The following is a 24,104-nucleotide window of genomic DNA, read 5'->3' as shown; positions in this document are numbered from 1 at the left end:
AGGGCACTGGATGCCCTCTCTTTCTCATTTCGTTCAATTATAAGTTGGTGTAATACTTCGAATAATAAATAGAAAATTGACTAATCATGGTCCCGGAACGAAAAATCATCCCCAGACCGGCGTCGCCAGAGCGCTGCGGATTTGCCGTTTCCCTCCTGCCAGAAAAATAACCAAAGGAGCCCGACCCATGAAGCCTCAAGCTTCGTCCCAGCCGCGCCGTGCGGCAGCCGCTGCCTTTATTGGCACCATGATCGAGTGGTACGACTTTTACATCTACGCCACCGCCGCCGCGCTGGTGTTCGGCGCGCTGTTCTTCCCCTCCGACGACAAACTGTTCAGCACCATGGCCGCTTTTGGCACCTTTGCCGTGGGCTTCTTCGCGCGGCCGTTGGGCGGGATCGTCTTCGGCCATATCGGTGACCGCATCGGCCGCAAGAAGTCGCTGATCATCACCCTGTTGATGATGGGCGTGGTCACGGTGTGCATCGGCTTGCTGCCGACCTACGCGCAAATCGGCGCGGCGGCGCCGGTACTCCTTATTTTGCTGCGCATCGTCCAGGGCATCGCCGTGGGTGGCGAGTGGGGCGGGGCGGTGTTGATGGCCGGCGAGCATGCGCCGAAAGGCCGGCGCAATTTCTTCGCCTCGTTTGCGCAACTGGGCAGCCCGGCGGGATTGATCCTCTCGCTGCTGGCCTTCAGCGCCGTCACCCGTCTGCCGGAAGAAGACCTGATGAGCTGGGGCTGGCGCTTGCCGTTCCTCGCCAGTTCGCTGTTGCTGCTGGTGGGCCTGGCGATTCGCCTGGGGGTGAATGAGTCGCCGGAATTTCTCGCCAGCCGCGAGCAAGCCAGTAAAAACCAGCGCAAGGAACAGGCGCCGGTCATGGAAGTCCTGCGTACCGCGTGGCGTCCGCTGTTGCTGTGCATCGGCGCCAACACCCTGGGGATCGCCGGGGTGTATTTCACCAACACCTTCATGATCGCCTACACCACCCAGCAACTCTCATTGCCGCGCTCGCTGATTCTGGAGTGCCTGTTCTTCGTCGCGATCATCCAGTTCTGCATTCAGCCGCTGGCGGCCTGGGTCGCCGAGAAGATCGGCGCGACCCGCTTCCTGTGCCTGGTGTCGCTGCTGGCCATGGCCTCGCCATACCCGATGTTTGTGCTGGTCAGTTCGGCCCAGGCGCCGTTGATCATCCTCGGCATTGCCCTGGCGGTGGTGTGCATGGCGTCGTTCTACGCGGTGATCGCCGGCTACGTCAGTGGCATGTTCGAGACCCGCGTGCGCTACACCGCGATTTCCCTGGCGTACCAGATTTGCGGCGCGGTGGCCGGTGGCCTGACGCCGCTGATCGGCACGATGCTGGCCCACCGGTTCGCCGGCCAGTGGTGGCCGATGGCGGTGTTCTACAGCCTGATCGCCGCGACTTCGCTGCTGTGTGTCCTGTCCCTCGCCCGTCGCCATGCCAGCGCTGAACGCCTGGAACTGGCCAAGGCCTGAACCGAATTTTCCTGGAGAAACTCATGTTGAAGATTAATGGCGAACGCCTCTGGGCGAGTCTGATGGCAATGGCCGAAATCGGCGCCACCGCCCGTGGCGGCAGCTGCCGCCTGGCCCTGAGCGACGAGGACAAGGCCGGTCGCGAACTGTTTGCTCACTGGTGCCGCGAAGCCGGCATGACCCTGAGCGTGGATGCCATCGGCAACCTGTTCGCCCGTCGCGCCGGCACTGACCCTGACGCGGCACCGGTGATGATGGGCAGCCACCTCGACACCCAGCCCGAAGGCGGGCGGTTCGATGGCGTGTACGGCGTGCTCGCCGGCCTGGAAGTGGTGCGCTGCCTGAACGATCTGGGGATCCAGACCCGCAAGCCGCTGGAAGTGGCGGTGTGGACCAACGAAGAAGGTGCACGCTTCACCCCGGCGATGTTCGGTTCGGCGGTGTTCACCGGCATCATGACGCTGGACGCCGCGCTGGCGGTGCGCGACATCGATGGCATCAGCGTCGCCGAGGCACTGCAGCGTACCGGTTATGCCGGCGAGCGCCCGTTGGGTGGCGCGGTGGATGCCTACTTTGAAGCGCACATCGAACAAGGGCCGATCCTCGAAGACAACGCCAAGAGCATCGGCGTCGTCAGCGGCGGCCAGGCGATTCGCTGGCTCGACGTGCGGGTCGAAGGCATGGCGGCCCACGCCGGTACCACGCCTATGCCGCTGCGCAAGGACGCCTTGTACGGCGTGGCGCAGATGATCCAGGCCATCGAAGCCCTGGCGACGGACTTCGCCCCCGAAGGCCTGACCACCGTTGGCGAATTGAGCATCAACAAGTCATCACGCAATACCATTCCGGGGCTGGTGAACTGCACCGTCGATCTGCGTCATCACCGTGACGAAACCATCGAGGCGATGGAGCAACAGGTCCGTGCGCGGTTTCAGGCGATAGCCGACAGTCGCGGCTTGAAACTGGCTATAACCCCACACTGGATCAGCCCGGCCACGCCGTTCGACGCGGACTGCGTGGCGGCGGTGCAGCAGGCCGTGGATGGGCTGGGCTACGCTCAGCAATCGATCGTCAGCGGCGCCGGGCATGACGCGATCCACCTGGCGCGGTTCTGCCCGACGGCGATGGTGTTCATCCCGTGCGTGGGCGGCTTGAGCCACAACGAAGCGGAAGATGTGTTGCCTGAAGATGTGCGGCAGGGCACGGATGTGTTGCTCAACGCGGTTCTGTCGCGCGCCGGGACTATTGACTAAAGGGCGCCCAGTCACTCGAATTGAATCTTCAGTCTGGTGAATACCCTGTGGCGAGGGGGCTTGCCCCCGTTCGGCTGCGAAGCAGTCGCAGAACCATCGCATGCGGTGTACCTGGCTCACTGCGGCGACTGGTTTTGGGGCCGCTTCGCGACCCAACGGGGGCAAGCCCCCTCGCCACAGGATTGTGTTGGCTGCACCTATCTCTTAACTGACAGGTATTCTCTCCATGCGCAGTTTTTTCCACCCCGAACAATTGCTCCACCATCCACGCAGCTACTACTCCCGTGGCCAGATGCGCACACCGCAGGAAGTGCCGGAGCGTGCGCAGCGCCTGGTGCAGGCGTCTCATGCCCTGGGTTTCAAGGTCGAGCAGCCGGCCGACGCCGGGCTCGCTCCGCTCCTGGCGGTGCACGGCGCACCGTACCTGAGGTTTTTGCAGGAAGCCCATCAGCGCTGGAAAGAGATTCCCGAGGATTGGGGCGATGAGGTGATGTCGAACATCTTCGTCCGCGAACCGAATGCCCTGCGCGGGATACTCGCCCAGGCTGCACGTTATCTGGCCGATGGCAGTTGCCCGGTGGGCGAACAGACCTGGCGTTCGGCCTACTGGTCGGCGCAAAGCGCCATCGCCGGCGCCCGGGCGTTGCTCGATGGCGAGCCGGCAGCCTATGCCTTGTGCCGTCCACCGGGCCACCACGCCCGGGCCGAAGCGGCGGGTGGTTTCTGCTATGTGAACAACGCGGCCGTGGCGGCCCAGGTATTGCGCGAAGGGTTCGCACGGGTGGCGGTGCTCGACACCGACATGCACCATGGCCAGGGCATTCAGGAGATTTTCTACGACCGTGACGACGTGCTCTACGTTTCGGTGCACGGCGATCCGACCAACTTCTATCCGGGTGTCGCAGGCTTTGCCGAAGAACGCGGTGCCGGGGCGGGCGAGGGATTCAACCTCAACCTGCCGATGGCCCATGGCGCCAGCGAGGCCGACTTCCTCGAGCAACTGGATATAGCGCTGAAGGCGGTGACGGACTTCGGTGCCGAGGTGCTGGTGCTGTCCCTGGGCTTCGATATTTTCGAACTGGACCCGCAAAGCAAGGTGGCAGTGACCCGCGAAGGGTTTGCCGTGCTCGGCGAGCGCATTCGCAGCCTCGGATTGCCGTGCCTGATCGTGCAGGAGGGTGGGTATCACCTGGAGAGTCTGGAGGATAATGCGCGGGCGTTTTTTGTTGGGTCAGAGGTTTGGACGCATCGATAAGTCAGTGTGTCGCGAAAAGATCGCAGCCTGCGGCAGCTCCTACACTTGGAATTCGATACCCCTGTAGGAGCTGCCGGAGGCTGCGATCTTTTTTGCCTGAAAGGCAAACGCCCTACGGCACTTGCCATAGCCCTTACGTTAACGTAAAGATTGCGGCAGGGCGCCGACGTATGAAGGCGCAAGGGCGGACGACCCGGAGCGCTTGATGACGCTAATAAAAACAAACTCCCCCAAACAGCATCGCGAAGCCCGGCTGGCCCGGGAAAAGCTGCACCTGGAAGGCGAAGTGCCGGATGGCGTCCTGCGTGCGGAAATCGATGCCTCGTGGCGACGCAGCCTGAGCCATGGCGTGCATTTCAATGCCAAGCACGAGCTGGCGCTGGAATCGAGCGCCAGCCTGGACCTGTTGCTGGCCAGCAATCGCCTGCTGATCGACGCCGCGTTGCCGGCCATCGATTACCTGGCCGAGCGTCAGGGCAAGGAAGGGCTGATCATCCTCGCCAACTCCGACGCCACCATCCTCGCCGTCGAAGGCCGCGCCGACCGTCTCAAGGGCAGCGGCCTGCAGGACATCACCCTCGGCGCCTGCTGGAGCGAAGCGGTCCGCGGCACCAACGCTCTCGGTACGGCACTGGTGGAAGCGCGGCCGACCCTGATCGATTGCGGCGAGCATTATCTGGATCGCCTCAGTGATTTTTCCTGCACCTCGGTGCCGATCCATTGCCCTCAGGGCGACATCCTCGGCGTCCTCGACCTGACCCGCGAAGGCCCGCTCGGCCGCGCCCACGACAGCACCGCGCTGCTGGCCATGGCCGTCAGCCAGATCGAAAGCCGGGTGTTCAACGCCAGTTACCCGGACGAGATCGTCCTCGCCTTCCACAGCCGTCGCCAATACCTCGAATCCCCGTGGCAAGGCCTGCTGGCGGTGAGCCTTGGCGGGCAGATCCTCGCGGTCAGCGCCCAGGCTTGTCAGTTGCTCCACGCCGAGCGCTCGGCCCTGGTCGGTCGGCGCTGCGAAGAGTTTCTCGGTGTCGACGGTCTGCAATTGTTGGCACGCCTGCATCAGGGCGGCACCGGCAGCCTGCAGACCGCCAAGGGCGAATTCTTCTACAAAACCCTGCGCGCGCCACAACGCTCGATCAACGTCGGCAGCCCGCCGCGCACGGTCGCGAAACCGGCCAAGGCGCAACCGGATCTGGAAGCGCTCGCCGGCAGCAACAGCCGTTACGCCCGAGCCTTGCGCATGGCCCGTCAAGGGTTGGCCAACGAACTGCCAGTCCTGTTATTGGGCGAAACCGGCACCGGTAAAGAGGTGATCGCCCGCGCCCTGCACATGGCCGGCGCGCGCTGCGACAAACCCTTCGTGGCGGTGAACTGCGCGGCCATTCCCGAGGGCCTGATCGAGTCCGAACTGTTCGGCTACCGCGAAGGCGCGTTCACCGGTTCACGCCGGGGCGGTATGGTCGGCCGCCTGCAACAGGCCCATGGCGGCACCCTGTTCCTCGATGAAATCGGCGACATGCCCCTGGCCTTGCAGGCCCGACTGTTGCGGGTGTTGCAGGATCGCAAGGTCGCGCCACTGGGCGCTGGCGAAGAGCAGGACATCGACGTCGCGCTGATCTGCGCCACCCACCGTGACCTCAAGCGTCTGGTGGAAGATAAACATTTTCGCGAGGACCTGTTCTACCGGGTCAACGGCATCAGCGTGATGCTCCCGGCCCTGCGTGAACGCGAGGATTTCGCCGCGCTGGTCAGCCGCCTGCTGGCGACACTGGGCGCACCCGCCGTGGTCCTGCACGATGATCTCGATCGCTTGCTCAGCGGCTATCACTGGCCGGGTAACATCCGCCAGCTGGAGATGGTCCTGCGCACCGCGCTGGCCATGCGCGAACCGGGTGAAACCGTGCTGACCCTCGACCACCTGCCCGACAGCATGCTCGACGAATTGACCGCCAGCGAACGGCCCCAGGCCGGCAGCATCCGGGAAAACGAACTGGAGCTGATCCGTCAGTCCCTGGACACGCATCAGGGCAACGTCTCGGCCGCCGCCGACGCCCTGGGCATCAGCCGCGCGACCCTGTATCGCAAGCTCAAACAGTTGCGTTCGTGATGCAACGCCTGATCGTCCGGCTGATCGACAGCCAGAACCCCGAGGCCTTGCAGGCGTCGCTGCGCTGGCTGTACAGCTTCGTGCGCCCCCATCGCCTGGCGATTGCCGGGCTGCTGGGCTTGTCGGTCTGCGCTTCGGCGTTGGTGCTGGTGCAGCCGTGGCTGACCAAGCTGTTGATCGACGACGGCCTGCTGGCGCGAAACTTCCCGATGCTGGTGCTGATCGCCGGGCTGATGATCGTTGCCGGGCTGTTGGGCACGGCGCTTTCGGGCATCAACCGCTACCTGCACACGCGCCTGTCCGGGCGCATGCTGTTTGCCTTGCGCGATGACCTGTACCGGCATCTGCAATCCCTGTCGCCGAGCTTTTACGGTCAGCGGCGCATCGGTGACCTGATGTCGCGCCTCGATGGCGACGTCGCGGAGATCCAGCGGTTCGCCGTGGACTCGCTGTTCTCGGCGGTGTCGAGCGTGATTGGCCTGGTGGTTGCCATCGCGATGCTGGTGACGCTGTCGTGGAAACTGTCGCTGCTGGCCCTGGTACTGATCCCCCTCGATGTCCTCTGGCTGCGCTGGATGCGGCGCAAGGTCGAGCGCGATGTGCGGCAGTTGCGCGAGCGTTCGGCGGACATGTCGTCGTTCATGGTCGAGACCTTGCCGGTGATGAAATTCATCCAGTCCGCCGGCCAGCAACAGCGCGAAGCGCGGCGCCTGGAAACGCTGGGGCAGGGCTACATGAGCCAGTTGCTGCGCCTGCAAGTCACCGAGTTTTTCACCCAGGCCGTGCCGGGCACACTGACCTCGCTGTCCCGGGCCTGCGCTTTCCTGATCGGCGGATACTGGGTGGTGCAGGGCACCTGGCAACTCGGTGCGCTGATTGCGTTTTCCACCTACCTGGGGATGGCCGTGGGGCCGGTACAGAGCCTGCTCGGGCTCTACGTGGCGATTCAGCGGATGACCGTCAGCCTCGGCCGGGTCATGGAGTTGCGCGGCGAACAGCCGACCGTGTCGACGCCTGCCAGGCCACGGCCGATGCCTGATGGCGGCGATCTCTGGTTCGACAACGTGCACTTCGCCCATCCCGGTCGCCAATCGACCCTGCGCGGTATCGAAGCGCGGATTCCCTACGGTTTGAAAGTGGCCCTCAGCGGCGGTTCGGGCGTCGGCAAATCCACCCTGATCGACCTGCTGCAACGGCATCACGATCCACAATCGGGACGGGTCCTGCTGGGCGACGTCGATGTGCGCGAGCTGGACCTGTTCCAGTTGCGTCGACGCATTGCCATCGTCAGTCAGGACATCGTGCTGTTTCGCGGCAGCCTCGCCGACAACCTGGCTTACGCGGTACCGGACGCCAGTCGCGAAGCGATTGCCGAAGTGGCGCGCCTGGCGCAACTCGACAGCCTGATCGAGTCCTTGCCCGAAGGCCTCGACAGTCCGCTGGGCGAGCGCGGCCAGCAATTGTCTGGTGGGCAGAAGCAGCGCATCGCGATTGCCCGGGCGCTGTTGCAGGACCCTTTGATTCTGGTGCTCGATGAAGCGACCTCAGCGGTGGACGAAGCCACCGAGCGCGAAGTCATCGACGCCATCGACCGCTTGTTTGCCGCACGCACGCGCATCCTGATCAGCCATCGCCCTTCAACCCTGGCCGATGCCGATCTGCGTTTCGAATTGCTCGACGGCGTGCTGACCTCGAAAACGGTGCTGCATGAAACCTGAGTTGCGCGTGGGTGTGGTGGACAGCGGCCATTCGGCGGCGCAACGGGTGCAAGTGATCGCCGGTCGGCGCTTTTCATTGCTTGAAGACGGCCTGGCCGAGGGCGACTTGCGCGACGATCCACTCGGGCATGGCAGCGCGGTGATCGAGGCGATTGGCCGGCGTGCACCCTCGGCCCTGTTTTGCGTGGCCCAGGTGTTCGACCAGCGCGGTGTCACCAGTGCCTTGCAGATCGCCACGGCGATTGACTGGCTGGTGGCGCAGAACGTGCGGCTGATCAATCTGAGCCTCGGCCTGCGCCAGGATCGCAGCCTGTTGCGCGCGGCCTGCGCGGCGGCGGTGGCCCGGGGCGTGCTGTTGTGTGCGTCGAGTCCGGCCCAGGGCGAAGGGGTGTTTCCGGCCAACTATCCGCAGGTGTTGCGGGTCACCGGCGATGCGCGCTGCGCCGAACAGGAATGGTCGTGGCTCAACAGCGCCCAGGCGGATTTCGCCGCCTGTGTGCATGGCACGTACCCGGGGCAATCCGGGGCGAGCCTCGGTTGCGCCGCGTTGAGCGGGCACATCGCCGGGTTCCTCGTCGATCAGCCTGATGCCAGCAATGAGCAGATCATCGAGTGGTTGCGCGACAATGCCCGTTACCGTGGCCCTGAACGGCGCTTCGGGCCATGACGGACATCGTCATTCTTGGCGCCGGACCGGCTGGAGCCGCTGTCGCACTGGGGCTACGGCGGCTTGGCCATGGCGTCACGCTGATCAGCGAATGGCGCCGGTTTGCGGCGCTTGAAGGCGTGTCCGTGCGGGTACTGGATGCCTTGCGCAGCGCGGGCCTGCATCAGGCGTTGACGGAGGCGGCGCTGCCTTCTCAGCGCCAGGTGAGCTGGAACGGCCAGCACCATGCGCAGAACATCGAGTACTTGCTCGACCGTCCGGTGTTTGACCGAGGCCTGCGTGAAGATTTGCGCCAGGCGGGGGTCGAGCTGATCGAAGGCCGGGTGCTCAGGGTTCAGTCATCGGCCAATGGCCACCGAATCGAAATCGACGGACACGAAGCGCTGCTCGCGCCGTTTCTCGTGGAGGCCCGAGGACGCCAGGCTCCCGCTATCGGCAAGGGCTTGCGTGGCCCCGAGACCGTCAGTTTGCTCAATCGCTGGCAAGGTAGGCCGGGCAGCACCGCCAGCGCCGTGGAAAGCCTTGCGGACGGCTGGGCATGGATGGCGCGCCGCGCGGACGGCCAGTGTTACTGGCAATGGACGGTGGACGTGGCCAGTGCCGGGTTGCCGGGCAAGGCCATGTTGCTCGATTACTGCCGGCAAAGACGTGGGGAGTCGGCAGTGGCCCGTGGTTTTTTCGGCGGCGAACCGGAGCTGGATGTGCAGCTGCATGCCCGCAGCAGCACGGCGATTCTCAACCCGCAGGTGTGCGGCGATAACTGGATTCGGGTCGGTGATGCGGCGATGGCGGTGGACCCGTTGTCGGGCAATGGCGTCTTTCAATCCCTCTCCTCGGCGTTGCAGGCGCCGACGGTGATCAACACGCTGTTGTGCAAACCTGAGCGAGCGGCTCTGGCCCGGCGTTTCCACCAGCAGCGGGTGGAACAGCTGTTCCTGCGGTTCGCGCGGATCGGCCGGGATTTTTATGCCGATGAGCAGCGTTGGCTGGATCAGCCCTTCTGGCAGGCACGACGGCAATGGCCGGATGCTGAAATCGCCCATGCCGAGGCCGATTTCAATGCGCTGAGAATCGAACGCGCACCGGTGCTGCGCGATGGTTTTGTCGACGAGGCCGAGGTGGTGATCACGGCGGATCAGCCGCTGGGGATCTGGCATGTGCAGGGGGTGGAGGTGGCCCCGCTGGTGCGGCGATTGCGCGCGGAGCCGGCTGAGCAGGTATTGGCCGGGTTGACCGTCGAACAGGGGAGGATGGTTCGGGGCTGGTTGTTGGCTCAGGGATACAAACCCTGATATTTGGGCTGTCTGGACTGGCCTCTTCGCGAGCAAGCCCGCTCCCACAGTGGATTTGTGTACGACGCAAAACACTGTGGGAGCGGGCTTGCCCGCGAAGGCGGCCTAATGGACGCTACAAATCACAATTTGATCAACACCGACTTCAACTCGGTGTAATGCTCGATCGCCGCATACCCCATCTCACGCCCGACCCCGGACATCTTGTAGCCGCCGAACGGCAACGCCGGGTCCAGCGCGCTGTGGCAGTTGACCCACACCGACCCCGACTTGATGCGCGGAATCATCCGGTGCACCGCTGCCAGGTCATTGGACCAGATGCTCGCCCCCAGGCCGTAGGGGCTGTCATTGGCCATGCGCAGGGCATCGGCCTCGTCATCGAACGGAATCGCCACCAGCACCGGGCCGAAGATTTCTTCCTGCACCAGTGAGTGCTTCTGATCGACATCGACAATCACCGTCGGCTTGACGAAGAACCCCGGGCCGAATTGCTCGCCGCCGCAGGCGATGGTCGCGCCGCTTTCCCGGCCCTTTTCGATGTACCCATAGACGCGCTCCTGCTGGCGCGCCGAGATCAACGGCCCCATGTCGACGCTCGGGTCCAGGCCGTTACCGAGTTTCATGGCGTTGGCGATGTCGCTGATGTCCGCCACCACATTGTCGAAATGCTTGCGCTGCACATACAGCCGCGAACCTGCGCAGCAGACCTGGCCCTGATTGAAGAAAATCGCGCTGGCGGCCCCGGCCGCGGCGGTTTTCAGGTCGGCGTCGGCCATGACGATGGTGGGTGATTTGCCGCCCAGTTCCAGGGTGACCCGAGTCATGGAGTCCATGGCGATCTTGCCGATCTGCTTGCCCACCGCGGTGGAGCCGGTGAAGGTCAATTTGTCCACCAGCGGGTTGTGGGTCAGGGCGGAGCCTGCGGTGATGCCGGTGCCGGTGACCACGTTGAACACGCCTGCGGGATAACCGGCCTCCAGCACCAGCTCGGCGAGTTTCAGTGCGGTCAGCGGGGTTTCATCGGCCGGTTTGAGCACCACGGTACAACCGGTGGCCAGGGCCGGGCCGAGTTTCCAGCAGGCCAGCAGCAGCGGGAAGTTCCAGGCAACGATCGCACCGACCACGCCCACCGCTTCACGACGGATGAAGCTGTGGAACTGATCGTCGGGCATCAGCGGTGCCGACACGTCAACCGTCGAGCCTTCGATCTTGGTCGCCCAGCCGGCCATGTAGCGCAGGAAGTCGATGGCCAGTTGCACGTCCATCACCTGGGCCACGGCGGCACTCTTGCCATTGTTCAGGCATTCCAGTTGTGCCAGCAGCTCGGCGTCGCGCTGCATCAGGTCGGCGAGTTTCCACAACAGGTTCTGCCGCTCCCGGGGGCGGGTGCGGGTCCAGGACGAATCGTCGAACGCCTGGCGGGCGGCGAGTACCGCACGATCGACATCCTCCGGCGTTGCCCGCGGCACTACGCACAGCACCTCACCGGTGGCCGGATTGTGCAGGGGCATGGTCTGGCCGTCGGCGGCCTCGACCCAGTCGCCGCCGATGAGCATGCGCGGGGCGCGCTGGATGAATGCCGAAGTGGCGGGAAGCAGGTGTGGGAGCGACATGATGAAACCTCGTCTTGTTCGTGTGGCGAGGTCTTTCGCAATGGCTGTGCCAGTTGTGCTCGTTTGATTGGAACCCTGATCGGATGGGGCTCTTGGGTTATTTGCCTATGACAGGGGAACAACTGAGCGTCGCAAATTGCGACAGCGAGGATCAAAAGATCGCAGCCTTCGGCAGCTCCTACACAGGAGTCTGCGTTTACCTGTAGGAGCTGCCGAAGGCTGCGATCTTCTGATCTTGATCCTATGCTTGTCTCAGAGTGCAACAGATGTCGCGATATTAGACGCACGCCGCCGGGTTTGGCAGTCGCCAATCACCCACTATTTCCACTAAATGATTGATAAAAAACACTATTCATAAGCTGGCACGCTCCGTGTATTGCTCATCGCAGACGTTTCTCTTGCCTCCGTCAGCGGTTCACCGCCGACGGCAGAAACCATAAAAACGATAAGCCACAACAATAAGAACGCACCGTGCGAGGTTCGACGTTGATGAAGAGAAAACTCCGATCAGGCATGAGCGCCAGCCTGCTGGCCGTAGCCGCTTGCGTAGCGCTGCATTCGCCTCATAGCCTGGCAGCCCGCGACGCCCAGACCATCCTCAAGGAAACCTGTCAGGGCTGTCATACCCCCGAAGCCGATAACGCCCTGAGCCGCATCAGCCACCAGCGCAAGACGCCGGAAGGCTGGCTGATGAGCATTGCGCGGATGCAGACCATGCACGGTTTGCAGATCAGCGACGACGACCGTCGCACGCTGGTCAAATACCTGGCCGACACCCAGGGCCTGGCGCCGAGCGAAACCGACGGCGTGCGTTATGCGCTGGAGCGGCGGCTCAATACCGTCGAGCAATTCGATGACCAGACCAGCCAGATGTGCGGCCGCTGCCATTCCGGTGCGCGGGTGGCCCTGCAACGGCGTCCGGCCCAGGAATGGGAACGCCTGGTGAACTTCCACCTCGGCCAATGGCCGTCACTGGAATACCAGGCCCTGTCCCGCGACCGCGACTGGTTCGATCTGGCCCGCAAAGAGATGGTGCCGCTGCTGGCCAAGCGTTATCCGCTGGACAACCCGGCCTGGAAAAAATGGCAGAGCGCCGCACCGAAAAGCGAGGCGCTGGCGGGGGACTGGAGCTTCAGCGGCCACTTGCCGGGCAAAGGCGAGCTGGCCGGTGTCATGAGCGTAACCGCCGACGGCAGCGACACCTTCAAGGTCAACGTCAAAGGCCAGTATGCCGACGGCACGCCATTCAACGGCGACGGCAGCGCGATTCTCTACACCGGCTATGAATGGCGCGGCAACGTGACCATCGATGGCGTGACCATGCGCCAGGTGTTCGCCGCGCAAGGCAATGCCATGCAGGGCCGGATGTTCGAGGCCGAGCACGACGAACGCGGGCTGGACTTCGTCGCCGCCAAACAGGGTTCCCAGCGTTTGCTGGCGGTGCAACCGGGCTACGTGAAGGCCGGCAGCGAAACCGAAGTGACCCTGATCGGCAGCGGTCTTTCCGGCAAGCCGAATTTCGGCAAAGGCGTGGAAGTGGTCGAAGTCGTCTCGCAGAGCCCGGAGCAGATCAAGGTCAAGCTCAAGGCCGCCGCCAATGCCCAGCCGGGCGCGCGTGCAGTTACCGTCGGCACGCTGAAAGGCCCGAGCCTGTCGGTGTACAGCAAGATCGATGCAGTCAAGGTCGTGCCTGAGTTCTCGGTGGCACGGATCGGCGATGGCGGTGGTTCGACGCCGAAAGTCCAGGGCCGATTCGACGCGGAAGCCTGGGGCAAGGGCGCCGATGGCAAGCCCTACCGCATCGGCGTGTTCCCGGCGCAATGGAAGGTCGAAGCCTTCGACGACCGCGCCAAGGAGGACGAAGACGTCAAGTTCGCCGGCACCATGCAGGCTGACACCGGGGTGTTCACACCGGGCGATGCCGGGCCGAACCCGGCACGCAAGATGTCCACCAACAACGCCGGCAACCTCAAGGTGATCGCCGCCGTCGACGACGCAGGGAAATCCCTGACCGGCGAAGGCCACATGATCGTGACCGTGCAACGCTGGAACAATCCACCCATTCCATGAGTTGACTGATCTCTCACGGTTTCAGACATCTTTTTGGAATGACCGCAGGCCCCGCCAAGCGGGGCCTGCACAGGAGGTTTGCAATGGGCGCTATCTTGAATCTGGTCGAACGCAACCTGCACGAAGTGCAGGTCGATGCCGACCGCATGCTGTTTCACATCCCCAGCAGTTCGCTGTTCGCCAGCGATGAACTGACGGGCACCATCATCGATACCCTGCGCGGTCCCGGCTGCTCCTCGGACGACCTGATCCAGCGCCTGGCCGCGCGTTTCAACGGCGAGGAAATCACCGAGACCCTGCGCGAGCTGATGGCCCTGGAACTGGTCAGCGACGGTTCGCCGCTGACCCCGGACATCGCCACCAAGCGCGTCGAGCGCACGGCGATCAACACCGTGGTTTTGAACGTCAACACCGGCTGCAACCTGAGCTGCACCTACTGCTACAAGGAAGACCTCGACAAGCCCTCGGCCGGCAAGAAAATGGACGTGGAAACGGCCATCGCCTCGGTGGAAATGCTGCTGCGCGAATCCCCGGACGAAGAGCGCTTCACCGTGGTGTTCTTCGGCGGCGAACCGCTGAGCAACCGCAAGCTGATCGAGTACATGGTCGATTACTGTGAGAAGCGTTTTCGCGAGGCCGGCAAGTTCGTCGAATTCGTCATGACCACCAACGCCACGCTGCTCACCGAAGAAACCGTGGACTACCTCAACGCCCACCGTTTCGGGCTGTCGGTGAGCATCGACGGGCCGAAAACCGTGCACGACCGCAACCGCATCACCGTGGGCGGGCAGGGCACCTATGACGTGGTACGGCGCAAGGCCGAGATGCTGCTGTCGCGCTACAACAGCCGTCCGGTGGGCGCGCGGGTGACCCTGACCACCGGCGTGACCGACGTCGAAACCATCTGGGATCACCTGTTCAACGAGCTGGGTTTCGCCGAAGTCGGCTTTGCCCCGGTGACGTCCGGCGACATCAGCACCTTCAACCTGACCAGCGACGAGTTGATCGAAGTCTTCGCCAATATGAAAAAACTCGGTCGGCGCTATCTGGAAGCGGCGCTGGAGCACCGCAACATCGGCTTCTCCAACCTGCACCAGTTGATCACCGACATCCACGAAGGCCACAAAAAGGCCCTGCCGTGCGGTGCGGGCCTGAAGATGCTGGCGGTCGATCACAAGGGCGAGCTGAACCTGTGCCACCGCTTTACCGGTTCGAGCCTGCCGACCTTCGGCAACGTCCACAGCGGCGTCAAGCAGGTGGAGTTGAACGACTTCCTGTCCCAGCGCCTGGACCGCACCAACACCGGTTGCGAAGACTGTCAGATCCGCAACCTGTGCTCCGGCGGTTGCTACCACGAGAGCTACGCCCGCTACGGCGACCCGACGCACCCGACCTATCACTACTGCGAACTGATGCGTGACTGGGTCGACTTCGGCATCGAGGTCTACACCCGGATCATGGCCCATAACCCTGCGTTCATCAGCAGTTACATCACTCCGCGCAAGGCTCACTGATATGAAACATCTCAAGGCAATCAATAACAAAGCGTTGAAGCTGGATCAGGCTGCGGACGAGAACCGCATTGAAGAAGTGGTGGCCATGAGCTCCGTGGCGGGCTGTGCCTCGACCACCGACCCGGGTTGGGAAATCGATGCATTTGGCGGTGTGTCGTCACTGTGCCAGCCGATGGAGGCCGACCTCTATGGGTGCTCCGACCCGTGCTGGTGGCCGGCCCAGGTGCCCGACATGATGAGCACCTACCCGGACTGGAACAAGGATGCCCAGGCGTCCAACGACAACTGGCGCAACCTCGGCACTGTCTTCCCCAAAGACAAGTGATCACAGAAGAAGGATTCCAGCATGCGTAACATCAAAGCCTGCGGCCTGGCCGCGTTCGCCGTCCTGAGCAGCTGTTCTGTCAGTGTTCTGGCCGATGAAAACACCGCGCTGCAAGTCGGTCACGAATACATGGTGACCACCAACTACCCGAACAACCTGCACGTGATTGACCTGGCCACCGACACCCTGTTCAAGACCTGCAAGATGCCCGACGCCTTCGGCCCCGGCACCGTGCAATTGTCGCCGGATCGCAAGACCGTGTACGTGCTGAACAATCACTATGCGGACGTCTACGGCGTCGAACTGGACAACTGCAAACAGGTGTTCCACGCCAGCATCACCCAGAAGCCGGGTGAGAAGGCCAAGTCCATGTTCGCCTTCACGGTCAGCCACGACGGCAAGGAACTGTACACCGTCGCCAACCCGACGCTGATGATGAACGACCGCTACGAAGTGCAGCAGCCTCGGCTCGATGTGTATTCGACCGACGCCGGGATGGATGCCAAACCGGTGCGCAGCTTCCCGGCGCCAAGGCAGTTGACCATCATGCAGAGTGGCGACGACGGTACCCTGTATGTGGCGGGGGCGGACGTCTACAAGGTCAATGTGCAGACCGGCAAGTTCGACGTGCTGATCCCCAGCCGTCACTGGAAACGCCCGAACTACAGCGCGCCGGACGTGCTCTACGTGTGGAACCAGCAGACCTGGCGGCATGACTTCTCGCTGCTCTATACCGCCGCGAAATTCAAGGACAAGAAGCAGGACCCGGCCACCGCCGAATACCTGTACGGCCTGTTCAGCGTCGACCTGAAAACCGGCAAGACCGAAACCACCGACTTCGGGCCACTGACGGAAATCTATTTCAGCGGCATGCGCTCGCCAAAGGACCCGAACCTGATGTTCGGTGTGCTCAACCGCCTGGCCAAGTACGACATCAAGGAGAAGAAAATGCTCCAGGCGGCGACGCTTGATCACTCCTACTACTGCATTTCCTTCAACAAGGACGGCAGCAAGATCTACCTGGCCGGGACGTTCAACGACGTGGCGATCTTCGATGCCGACAGCCTGAAACAGACGGGCAGCATCAAATTGCCGGGCGGGGACATGGCGATTACCACGGCGCAGATATTTGTCCGGTAAATTGTGGCGACTGAACTGACGCCTTCGCGGGCTAGCCCGCTCCCACAGTGGGTTTGTGGTGTGGTCACTATTGTGTGAACACCGCTGAACCCTGTGGGAGCGGGCTTGCCCGCGAAGAGGCCCTCAAAAACACTAAAAATCTTAAACCTCCGGCACCGGGCAACTCATATCCCCTTCCTGGCACTTCAGGTAGTTCTTGAACGTCTGCACCCGCGCCTTGGTCAATTGCGTCACGCAATTGCTGTAGATCAGCGGATACACACTCCCGCCTTCCACGCCGGACGCCGAGAACTTGCACTCGGCATCGCGGAACGCAACCCACGCCCGCTGCGCACCCACCAGCAGTTTCTTGTTGTCCGGGTTGCCTTTGAATCGCGAAGTGATCTGCTGGTACAGCGCATTCAATTCCTTGTCGGCGGCCGCATTCTGCTGCGCCGCGCACTGGTTCATCGTCGCCTGGTCGCTGGCGTTTTCGCAGTCCACGGCGACAGCCATGGAGGTGAACAGCAGGGGCGTCAATGCCAATAGTAAGCGTGGGTTCATGCCGGATTACTCGCTGTGACCGAATGTTGAGGTGCAGTGTAGCGCTGTGACGGATTCAGCCCGCTACGCTTGCCACTGCGAATGTTTCACCAGCGATTGCCATTCGATGCTGTTTCGCAGGAGAGCATAAGCAGTTTCGAGCCTCTGACTTTGTGATTGCCCCAGAACTTATCCGCGCAAATGCAACCGAATATCTCAGGCATGGTTGATTGCGCATCCCGATTGGTACAACTTTAGGGTTGGTCTTGTGGTCTTACTGACCTACTGTTCAAGTACAGGAGGTGACTTATGAACCCAGCATCTGATCGCATCGAAAGGAAAATCCTGCTCAAGGCCAAACGTTCGCAGGTCTGGCGAGTGATAGCCCATGCCGAAGAGTTCGGACAGTGGTTTGGCGTGGCGCTGAAAGGCAAGCGTTTCGTGGCAGGCGAGTGGACCCAGGGGCAGATTACCTACCCTGGTTATGAGCATTTGCGCTGGAATGTCCTGGTGGAGCGGGTCGAGCCGGAGCGGCTGTTTTCGTTTCGCTGGCACCCTTATGCGGTCGAGCCGGAGTTCGATTACTCCCAGGAACCCACCACCCTGGTGAAATTCGAGCTCGAAGACATGGATGACGGCACGCTTCTCAAGGTGTCCGAGTCGGGTTTCGACCACATTCCCCAGCATCGTCGCCTCAAGGCGTTCCGGATGGACAGCCGTGGTTGGGATGAGCAGATGAGCAACATCGAACAGTTTCTTGTGGAAAAGGCCAAGGCCCACGAGCTTCAGGGTGACTGACCAGGGCCTGGCAGTCGGAAGTCAGCTGGAAGTCGCGAAACTCGTGGCCTCCAGGCTCGACGACTGAGGCATCTAAGGGTTTTCGGAAGGTGGCTTATAGCGAATGTCTTACACGCGATGGTAGCGATATCGCCTGTTACAATTTGGATCCGATGCGTATTCTAGCCTCACCCACTGAAGCACAGGATGTGCTCAGGATCACGGATGATCGACCATATGCAAGGAACGCTGCGACAAGGAGTCGTCATGGTCTTGGAAAAACCCGCTTCGGCGGGTTTTTTTGTGGCCGCAGGAAAAGTCGGAGCGGCAGCAGGCGTGTTCCTGCCGCCACTTTTTTACTGACGATCGAGTTTCGCTGCCGCGCGCTCGGTGATTTCCGCCCGCAGCTTCAATGACCCCGCAGCCCGCTGGCGAGCCTCTTCCAGCACCCTGGCCGGCGCCGTCTCGGGGCTGCCCGCCGTAAACGGCGGGGCCGGAGCATATTCCAGTTGCAACTGCACCAGCTCGGCGGTGGCCGGGTCGAACAGCTCGGCGGCCAGGGTCAGGGCGAAGTCGATACCGGCGGTGATCCCGCCACCGGTCAACAGATTGCCGTCGCGAACCACCCGATCCTTCACCGGGATTGCGCCCAGCGGCTTGAGCAACTCGTGATAGGCCCAGTGGGTGGTGGCGCGTTTGCCCTTGAGCAATCCCGCCGCGCCCAGCACCAGTGCGCCGGTGCACACCGACGTGATGTACCCGGCGTTGGCGGCCTGGGCCCTGAGGAAGTCCAGGGTCTGGTCATCTTCCATCAAGGGCCCGACGCCACTGCCACCGGGTACGCAGATCACGTCCAGTGCCGGACAATCCTCGAAGGTGGTCGTTGGTTTCAACAGCAGGCCGGTGCTGGCGGTGACCGGCATCAGGTCCTTCCAGATCAGATGCACCTTCACATCCGGCAGCGAGGCCAGTACGTCATAAGGGCCGGTCAGGTCGAGTTGCTGAACCTGTGGAAACAACAGAAAGCCGATCTGCAACGTCATGGTGTTTTTCTCGTGAAGTGGGTGGACGGTTCAACTGTAGGCTCGTAGGATTTGGCGTATACGCCAATATCCCCACGAATTACGCCAAATGTCGAAAACCATCCATGTACTCGCGTTCGCCAACGTGCAATTGCTCGACGTCACCGGGCCGTTGCAGGTATTCGCCTCGGCCAACGACATTGCCCGCCAGCAAGGCCTGCCGCCACCCTACGCGCCGACGGTGATTGCCAGCGGCGGCGGGGCGGTGATGTCGTCGGCGGGCCTGGCGCTGTTGGCCGAACCCTTACCGGATGACGGCACTGACACCCTGATCATCGCCGGTGGCTGGGGTGTCTACGCGGCGGCGCAAGATGCGTCGTTGGTCGCCTGGGTGCGCGAGCATGCCAGTGGCTGCCGACGGGTTTCCTCGGTGTGTACCGGTGCGTTTCTGCTGGCGGCCAGCGGCTGGCTCGATGGCCGGCGCGTGGTCACCCACTGGACCCGCTGCGAGCAACTGGCGCAGCAGCACCCGCGCTTGCAGGTCGAACCCAACCCGATCTTCATCAACGACGGCCCGGTCTGGACCTCGGCCGGCGTGACGGCCGGCATCGATCTGGCGCTGGCCATGGTCGAACAAGACCTGGGGCGCAACATGGCCCTGGACGTCGCCCGGCAACTGGTGGTGTTTCTCAAGCGTCCGGGTGGCCAGTCGCAATTCAGCGTGACCCTGTCCCTGCAACAGGAAGGCCAGCGATTCGACGAACTTCACGCCTGGATCAGCGAAAACCTGACCAAGGACCTCGGCATCCCGACCCTGGCCTTGCAGGCCGGCATGAGCGAACGCAGCTTCGTGCGCCACTACCGCGCCGACACCGGCCAGACCCCGGCCCGAGCCATCGAACTGATCCGCGTCGAAACCGCACGGCGTCTGCTCAGCGATACCGGAGTGCCGATCAAACGGGTGGCGGTGCAATGCGGCTTCGGCAGCGAAGAAACCCTGCGCCGCAGCTTCCTGCGGGCCATGGGGGTGACGCCGCAGGCTTATCGGGAGCGGTTTTCGGTCAGTGCCGGAGGAGATCCAGTAGTGCCTTGAGTCACCTTCTGCCTGCATTCGAGCATTGTTTGACCCGTACTCAAGGCTGCCAAACAACCTTCTCCCCACTCAACCTCCTATCCAGAAAACACGCCGCACTGATCAACGCCAAGTGCGTCAGCGCCTGCGGCGTGTTGCCCATGTGCCGCCCATGGCTGTCGAACTCTTCGGCATACAACCCCAGCGGGTTGGCGTACCTGAGCAGCTGTTCGAACTCCAGGTGGGCCTTGTCGAGCTGGCCGGCGCGGGCCAGGCATTCGACGTACCAGAACGAGCAGGCGGCGAAGGCGCCTTCGCTGCCGGGCAGGCCGTCGATCCGGCTGTCGTCGTTGCGGTAGCGGTAGATCATGCCGTCGCGCACCAGGCTCTTTTCGATGGCTTGCAGGGTTGCCAGCCAGCGCGGGTCGCGGGCGCTGACGAAGCGCACCAGCGGCATCAGCAGCATCGAACCGTCCAGGCCGGTGCCGCCGATGTGCTGGACGAAATGCCCGTGCTCCTCATTCCAGAAGTTCTCCCAGATGTCGGCATGGATCGCCTGGCGGGTCTGGTCCCAGCGGGCGAACGGGGCGGGCAGTGAGCGTTTTGACGCGAGGCGGATGGCGCGGTCCAGGGCGACCCAGCACATCAGCCGTGAATGCAGGAAGTGGTACTGCTCACCGCGCATTTCCCAGATACCGACGTCCTTTTGCTCCCAGGTTTCGCAGACTTGGTCGATGACTTCCACCGTGTGTTTCCAGCCTTCATGGGAGATGGCTTCGCCGTACTTGTTGACCAGGTAAATCGCGTCCATCAGCTCGCCAAAGATGTCGAGCTGGACCTGCTCGTACGCCTGGTTGCCGATGCGCACCGGTTGTGCGCCACCATGACCGGACAGGTGCGTCAGCTCGATCTCCGGCAACTCCTGGCGACCGTCGATGGCATACAGGATGTTGAGTTTCATCGGCTTGCCCCGGCAGTCGCTGACCCGCCCGCGCAACCAACGCATGTAGGCGTTGGCTTCTTCGACGAAGCCCAGGCGCATGAACGCATAGACGGTGAACGAAGCGTCGCGGATCCAGGTGAAGCGATAGTCCCAGTTGCGCTCGCCACCAGGGCTTTCCGGGAGGCCGAAAGTAGCCGCGGCGAGAATGGCGCCGTGCTTGCGCGAGGTCAGCAGCTTCATGGCCAGGGCCGAGCGGTTGACCATTTCGCGCCAGCGCCCGCGGTAGTTGGACTGGCCGATCCAGTCGCGCCAGAACTTCAGGGTGCGTGTCAGGCACAGATCGGCGGCACCTTCCTTGAAGCGCGGATCGTCGAGGGCGCCGAGCAGGAATTCGCCTGTCTGGTCTTGCTCAAGGGTGAACTGCGCGACCGCCCCATTGGCATCAATGTGCATGGCTTGATCGGCGCACAGTCGCAGGGACGGCTGGTCGGCAGCCTCGAAGATCACGTCATCCTTATCCATACTCGCGCGGGTGCTGGCGCGGGCATAGTCATGGCGCACCGCGCAACGCATGTGGAAGGTGGCGCGGCCGCTGACCACGCGGATCCGCCGCATCAGCAGTGGCAGGTCGTCCTCGGTGTCGCCGACGGGCAGCAGGTCGGTGACCTCGACCACCGCCCGGTCACTGAGCCAGCGGGTTTGCAGCACGTTGGTGTCGGGCAGGTAAATCTGTTCGCGGCGGGCGTCGGGCAAGTCCGGCGACAACTGGAAAATCCCCGCCTCGGGGGTGTCCAGCAGCGAGCAGAAGATTGTCGGACTGTCGAATTCCGGCCAGCAGAAAAAATCCACGCTGCCCTTGTCGTTGACCAGCGCCGCACTGCGCATGTCGCCGATGATGCCGTGGGCGTCGATGGGGCTTTGGCGTTCGGGGTGATCAGCCATAGTCGCGCAACTCCGGGAATCTGGGGCCTATTTAGCTGACTGGTCTGGGTGGTCGAGAGTTCATTTGGCGGGGGTGTGGGTTGTCTGTACTGGCCCCTTCGCGAGCAAGCCCGCTCCCACATTGGACGGCGTACACAAATCAACTGTGGGAGCGGGCTTGCCCCGGGCGGCGTTCCGACGAAGGGGTCTTCACATTCAACCAACAATTCCACGCTTCCCCCGCAATCAGCCGTTATGGCAACGTGCAGTCCCCTGATGAGACCTGACCCATGGCAAACCCCTATCGCGAGTTGTTCAAAGCCCCTGGCAGCGGCGCATTCGTACTGGCCGGCATGCTCGCGCGCATGCCGATTTCCATGACCGGCATCGGCCTGATCACCATGCTCTCGCAATTGCAGGGGGGCTACGGAATGGCCGGCGCGGTGGCGGCGACGTTCGCCCTGGCCACGGCCTTTTGTGCGCCGCAGGTCTCGCGGCTGGTGGATCGGTATGGCCAGGGGCGGATTCTGCCGGTGGCTGCATTGCTGGGCGGTGGGGCGCTGTTGCTGTTGTTGCTGTGCACGCGGTTGCAGGCGCCGCACTGGACGCTGTTTGTCTTCGCTGCGCTGGCCGGTTGCATGCCGAGCATGTCGGCGATGGTGCGGGCGCGTTGGACCGAGGTGTACCGAGGCTGCCCCGAGCTGCAGACTGCCTACGCCCTGGAATCGGTACTGGATGAAGTCTGCTTCATCGTCGGACCGCCGCTTTCCGTTGGCCTGTGTGTGGCGGCGTTTCCCGAGGCCGGGCCATTGGCGGCCTTGCTGGCGCTGGCCGTCGGCGTCACTGCGTTCGTGTTGCAGCGCAGCACGGAGCCGCCGGTACATCCCCACGAAGATCACCATCAAGGCTCGATCATTCGCTCGCGCGACATTCAATTGCTGATGCTGTTGATGGTCGCCATGGGCACCATCGTCGGCGTGGTGGACGTGGTCAGCGTCGCCTTCGCCCAGCAGCAGGGTCAACCGGCGGCGGCGAGCATCGTGCTGTCGGTCTACGCCATCGGCTCGTGCCTGGCCGGGCTGGCCTTCGGTGCACTGCGTTCGAAAGTACCGCTGGCGCGCCTGTTCCTGTACGGCGGCGTGGCAACGGCGGTGACCACCTTGCCGTTGTTGCTGGCGGCGAACATTCTCGGCTTGTCGCTGGCGGTGTTTGTCGCGGGGCTGTTTTTTGCCCCGACGCTGATCGTCGCCATGGCCCTGGTTGAGCAGATCGTGCCGCCGGCCAAACTCACCGAAGGCCTGACCTGGCTGGTCACCGGGCTGAGCATCGGCGTCGCGATCGGCGCCGCCGGCTCCGGCTGGCTGGTGGACGCCTTCGGCGCGCGCAGCGGGTTCTGGCTGGCGATTGCGGCGGGGGCGGTGGTGCTCGGCTCGGCGATCCCGAGCTATCACCATTTGAAATGAAGATCTGACTGCGGGGCATTTCCTTGTGGGAGCGAGCTTGCTCGCGATGGCGCAGTATCAGTCGGCATCATTGGTGTCTGACACGCCCCCATCGCGAGCAAGCTCGCTCCCACAGGGTTATTCATATGGCTAATTCTTTGGGCACCTCATCCGTTCTCCAAGCAGACAACTCTCGAGGAAAGCCCGGTGACCCCGCTGACATTGCTGTGCCTGCCCTATTCGGGCGCGAGTGCCATGGTCTATAGCCGCTGGCGGCGCAAGCTGCCGGAATGGCTCAAACTGCAACCGGTGGAATTGCCGGGGCGGGGCGCGCGCTATGGCGAGCCCCTGCACACCGACATGCGCCGCCTGGCGCTGCAACTGGCCCACGAACAGAAGGCCACGCTCAAGGCGCCGTATGCGTTGTTCGGCCATAGCATGGGGGCGTTGCTGGCCTGCGAGATGGCTCACGCGTTCCGCTCGCTGGGTTGCCCTGAACCGGTCGCGCTGTTCGCCTCGGGCACTGCCGCGCCGACCCTGCGCGCCGACTACGACCGCGGCTTTGCCCAGCCGAAAACCGATGCCGAACTGATCGAGCAATTGCGCACCCTCAACGGCACCAGCGAAGAGATCCTGGCCAATGAAGAGTTGATGAGCCTGACCCTGCCGGTGCTGCGCGCGGACTTCCTGTTGTGCGGGCGTTTCGCACCGATCCAGCGCCCGTTGCTCAAGTGCCCGGTGCACGTGCTCGGCGGCAAGGCCGACCGCGCCACCGCCGAGCAATTGATCGGCTGGAGCCAGGAAACCCTCGGCAGTTTCTCGGTGGACATGCTGGCCGGCGGGCACTTCTTCATCCATGAGCAGGAGGCCAAGGTGCTGCGGGTGATCAAGGACCAGCTTGAGGGGCATTATCGGCGGCATGGGTTGATGGCTGTGAGCTGACTCTATTC

At 63.1% G+C, this 24,104-nt stretch carries 20 protein-coding genes; 16 read left to right on the top strand and 4 right to left on the bottom strand.

Going from position 1 to position 24,104, the window contains the following annotated elements; translation table 11 throughout:
- Window positions 1–187 precede the first annotated feature (187 nt).
- The 7 genes from KW838_RS25785 to KW838_RS25755 all read left to right on the top strand — a co-directional run bounded on the left by KW838_RS25785 (window position 188) and on the right by KW838_RS25755 (window position 9,793).
- Window positions 188–1,498, top strand: a complete 1,311-nt coding sequence (locus KW838_RS25785; RefSeq protein WP_102701359.1) for an MFS transporter — start codon at window positions 188–190, stop codon at window positions 1,496–1,498.
- Between the two features lie 23 nt (window positions 1,499–1,521).
- A complete protein-coding gene (locus tag KW838_RS25780; RefSeq protein WP_218503947.1) occupies window positions 1,522–2,751 on the top strand; it encodes a Zn-dependent hydrolase in 1,230 nt (409 codons plus the stop codon).
- Between the two features lie 226 nt (window positions 2,752–2,977).
- Window positions 2,978–4,006 carry a histone deacetylase family protein gene (locus KW838_RS25775; protein ID WP_218503946.1) on the top strand — a complete coding sequence of 343 codons (1,029 nt, stop codon included), beginning with the start codon at window positions 2,978–2,980 and terminating at the stop codon, window positions 4,004–4,006.
- 205 nt (window positions 4,007–4,211) lie between these two features.
- Window positions 4,212–6,116, top strand: coding sequence for a sigma-54-dependent Fis family transcriptional regulator (locus tag KW838_RS25770; protein WP_218503945.1), 1,905 nt, complete (start codon window positions 4,212–4,214; stop codon window positions 6,114–6,116).
- On the top strand, window positions 6,116–7,834 hold the full coding sequence (locus KW838_RS25765; protein ID WP_218503944.1) for an ABC transporter ATP-binding protein: 1,719 nt from the start codon (window positions 6,116–6,118) through the stop codon (window positions 7,832–7,834). Before KW838_RS25770 ends, KW838_RS25765 begins: the two co-directional genes overlap by 1 nt.
- The gene (locus KW838_RS25760) at window positions 7,824–8,501 is read left to right on the top strand and encodes a S8 family serine peptidase (RefSeq protein WP_218503943.1); all 678 of its coding nucleotides are present in this window, start codon (window positions 7,824–7,826) and stop codon (window positions 8,499–8,501) included. Before KW838_RS25765 ends, KW838_RS25760 begins: the two co-directional genes overlap by 11 nt.
- Window positions 8,498–9,793, top strand: coding sequence for an NAD(P)/FAD-dependent oxidoreductase (locus KW838_RS25755; RefSeq protein WP_218503942.1), 1,296 nt, complete (start codon window positions 8,498–8,500; stop codon window positions 9,791–9,793). Before KW838_RS25760 ends, KW838_RS25755 begins: the two co-directional genes overlap by 4 nt.
- A 122-nt stretch (window positions 9,794–9,915) precedes the next feature.
- On the opposite strand, the gene KW838_RS25750 is transcribed toward KW838_RS25755, so the two are convergent.
- Window positions 9,916–11,406, bottom strand: coding sequence for an aldehyde dehydrogenase (locus tag KW838_RS25750; protein ID WP_218503941.1), 1,491 nt, complete (start codon window positions 11,404–11,406; stop codon window positions 9,916–9,918).
- Window positions 11,407–11,895: 489 nt separating this feature from the next.
- Between KW838_RS25750 and peaA the strand changes: the two genes are divergently transcribed.
- The 4 genes from peaA to peaD all read left to right on the top strand — a co-directional run bounded on the left by peaA (window position 11,896) and on the right by peaD (window position 16,455).
- Window positions 11,896–13,476, top strand: coding sequence for a quinohemoprotein amine dehydrogenase subunit alpha (peaA, locus tag KW838_RS25745; RefSeq protein WP_102701351.1), 1,581 nt, complete (start codon window positions 11,896–11,898; stop codon window positions 13,474–13,476).
- An 83-nt stretch (window positions 13,477–13,559) separates the two neighbouring features.
- Window positions 13,560–14,990 carry a quinohemoprotein amine dehydrogenase maturation protein gene (gene peaB / locus KW838_RS25740; protein WP_102701350.1) on the top strand — a complete coding sequence of 477 codons (1,431 nt, stop codon included), beginning with the start codon at window positions 13,560–13,562 and terminating at the stop codon, window positions 14,988–14,990.
- Between the two features lies 1 nt (window position 14,991).
- The gene (qhpC, locus tag KW838_RS25735; protein ID WP_008016081.1) at window positions 14,992–15,315 is read left to right on the top strand and encodes a quinohemoprotein amine dehydrogenase subunit gamma; all 324 of its coding nucleotides are present in this window, start codon (window positions 14,992–14,994) and stop codon (window positions 15,313–15,315) included.
- Window positions 15,316–15,336: 21 nt separating this feature from the next.
- On the top strand, window positions 15,337–16,455 hold the full coding sequence (gene peaD / locus KW838_RS25730; protein ID WP_218503940.1) for a quinohemoprotein amine dehydrogenase subunit beta: 1,119 nt from the start codon (window positions 15,337–15,339) through the stop codon (window positions 16,453–16,455).
- 141 nt (window positions 16,456–16,596) lie between these two features.
- On the opposite strand, the gene KW838_RS25725 is transcribed toward peaD, so the two are convergent.
- Entirely contained in the window at window positions 16,597–16,998 is a 402-nt protein-coding gene (locus KW838_RS25725) for a lysozyme inhibitor LprI family protein (protein WP_218503939.1), read from the bottom strand.
- Window positions 16,999–17,286: 288 nt separating this feature from the next.
- Between KW838_RS25725 and KW838_RS25720 the strand changes: the two genes are divergently transcribed.
- Both KW838_RS25720 and KW838_RS25715 read left to right on the top strand, forming a co-directional pair.
- Window positions 17,287–17,775, top strand: a complete 489-nt coding sequence (locus KW838_RS25720) for an SRPBCC family protein (protein ID WP_102701347.1) — start codon at window positions 17,287–17,289, stop codon at window positions 17,773–17,775.
- A 204-nt stretch (window positions 17,776–17,979) separates the two neighbouring features.
- Window positions 17,980–18,117 carry a hypothetical protein gene (locus tag KW838_RS25715; protein WP_158248458.1) on the top strand — a complete coding sequence of 46 codons (138 nt, stop codon included), beginning with the start codon at window positions 17,980–17,982 and terminating at the stop codon, window positions 18,115–18,117.
- Here KW838_RS25715 and inhA read toward each other — a convergent pair.
- Window positions 18,111–18,797 carry an isonitrile hydratase gene (gene inhA, locus KW838_RS25710; RefSeq protein WP_102701346.1) on the bottom strand — a complete coding sequence of 229 codons (687 nt, stop codon included), beginning with the start codon at window positions 18,795–18,797 and terminating at the stop codon, window positions 18,111–18,113. The two genes, KW838_RS25715 and inhA, sit on opposite strands and share 7 nt — an antisense overlap.
- Window positions 18,798–18,885: 88 nt before the next feature.
- On the opposite strand from inhA, the gene KW838_RS25705 reads away from it, so the two are divergent.
- Entirely contained in the window at window positions 18,886–19,869 is a 984-nt protein-coding gene (locus KW838_RS25705) for a GlxA family transcriptional regulator (RefSeq protein WP_218503938.1), read from the top strand.
- A gap of 40 nt (window positions 19,870–19,909) precedes the next feature.
- Here the strand turns inward: KW838_RS25705 and KW838_RS25700 are convergent, their stop codons facing one another.
- Window positions 19,910–21,733: a glycoside hydrolase family 15 protein gene (locus tag KW838_RS25700; RefSeq protein WP_218503937.1), complete on the bottom strand. Its 1,824-nt coding sequence runs from the start codon at window positions 21,731–21,733 to the stop codon at window positions 19,910–19,912.
- 269 nt (window positions 21,734–22,002) lie between these two features.
- On the opposite strand from KW838_RS25700, the gene KW838_RS25695 reads away from it, so the two are divergent.
- Both KW838_RS25695 and KW838_RS25690 read left to right on the top strand, forming a co-directional pair.
- Complete coding sequence (locus tag KW838_RS25695; RefSeq protein ID WP_218503936.1) at window positions 22,003–23,175, top strand: MFS transporter; 1,173 nt, start codon at window positions 22,003–22,005, stop codon at window positions 23,173–23,175.
- A 186-nt stretch (window positions 23,176–23,361) separates the two neighbouring features.
- Window positions 23,362–24,096 carry an alpha/beta fold hydrolase gene (locus KW838_RS25690; protein ID WP_218503935.1) on the top strand — a complete coding sequence of 245 codons (735 nt, stop codon included), beginning with the start codon at window positions 23,362–23,364 and terminating at the stop codon, window positions 24,094–24,096.
- Window positions 24,097–24,104 lie beyond the last annotated feature (8 nt).

Source organism: Pseudomonas sp. PDM27 (genome assembly GCF_019219205.1).
GTDB classification, from domain to species: Bacteria; Pseudomonadota; Gammaproteobacteria; order Pseudomonadales; family Pseudomonadaceae; genus Aquipseudomonas; species Aquipseudomonas laurylsulfatiphila.
Note: the sequence above shows the minus strand (reverse complement) of the source record. Positions and strands in the feature narration are given on the sequence as shown.

Coding starts and splice junctions, on each gene's coding strand:
- KW838_RS25755 (WP_218503942.1), top strand. CDS start 8,498: ATGACGGACATCGTCATTCTTGGCGCCGGACCGGCTGGAGCCGCTGTC.
- KW838_RS25775 (WP_218503946.1), top strand. CDS start 2,978: ATGCGCAGTTTTTTCCACCCCGAACAATTGCTCCACCATCCACGCAGC.
- KW838_RS25705 (WP_218503938.1), top strand. CDS start 18,886: ATGTCGAAAACCATCCATGTACTCGCGTTCGCCAACGTGCAATTGCTC.
- KW838_RS25785 (WP_102701359.1), top strand. CDS start 188: ATGAAGCCTCAAGCTTCGTCCCAGCCGCGCCGTGCGGCAGCCGCTGCC.
- KW838_RS25715 (WP_158248458.1), top strand. CDS start 17,980: ATGATCGACCATATGCAAGGAACGCTGCGACAAGGAGTCGTCATGGTC.
- KW838_RS25720 (WP_102701347.1), top strand. CDS start 17,287: ATGAACCCAGCATCTGATCGCATCGAAAGGAAAATCCTGCTCAAGGCC.
- KW838_RS25695 (WP_218503936.1), top strand. CDS start 22,003: ATGGCAAACCCCTATCGCGAGTTGTTCAAAGCCCCTGGCAGCGGCGCA.
- KW838_RS25780 (WP_218503947.1), top strand. CDS start 1,522: ATGTTGAAGATTAATGGCGAACGCCTCTGGGCGAGTCTGATGGCAATG.
- KW838_RS25760 (WP_218503943.1), top strand. CDS start 7,824: ATGAAACCTGAGTTGCGCGTGGGTGTGGTGGACAGCGGCCATTCGGCG.
- KW838_RS25700 (WP_218503937.1), bottom strand. CDS start 21,733: ATGGCTGATCACCCCGAACGCCAAAGCCCCATCGACGCCCACGGCATC.
- KW838_RS25765 (WP_218503944.1), top strand. CDS start 6,116: ATGCAACGCCTGATCGTCCGGCTGATCGACAGCCAGAACCCCGAGGCC.
- KW838_RS25725 (WP_218503939.1), bottom strand. CDS start 16,998: ATGAACCCACGCTTACTATTGGCATTGACGCCCCTGCTGTTCACCTCC.
- KW838_RS25770 (WP_218503945.1), top strand. CDS start 4,212: ATGACGCTAATAAAAACAAACTCCCCCAAACAGCATCGCGAAGCCCGG.
- peaB (WP_102701350.1), top strand. CDS start 13,560: ATGGGCGCTATCTTGAATCTGGTCGAACGCAACCTGCACGAAGTGCAG.
- inhA (WP_102701346.1), bottom strand. CDS start 18,797: ATGACGTTGCAGATCGGCTTTCTGTTGTTTCCACAGGTTCAGCAACTC.
- peaA (WP_102701351.1), top strand. CDS start 11,896: ATGAAGAGAAAACTCCGATCAGGCATGAGCGCCAGCCTGCTGGCCGTA.
- peaD (WP_218503940.1), top strand. CDS start 15,337: ATGCGTAACATCAAAGCCTGCGGCCTGGCCGCGTTCGCCGTCCTGAGC.
- KW838_RS25750 (WP_218503941.1), bottom strand. CDS start 11,406: ATGTCGCTCCCACACCTGCTTCCCGCCACTTCGGCATTCATCCAGCGC.
- qhpC (WP_008016081.1), top strand. CDS start 14,992: ATGAAACATCTCAAGGCAATCAATAACAAAGCGTTGAAGCTGGATCAG.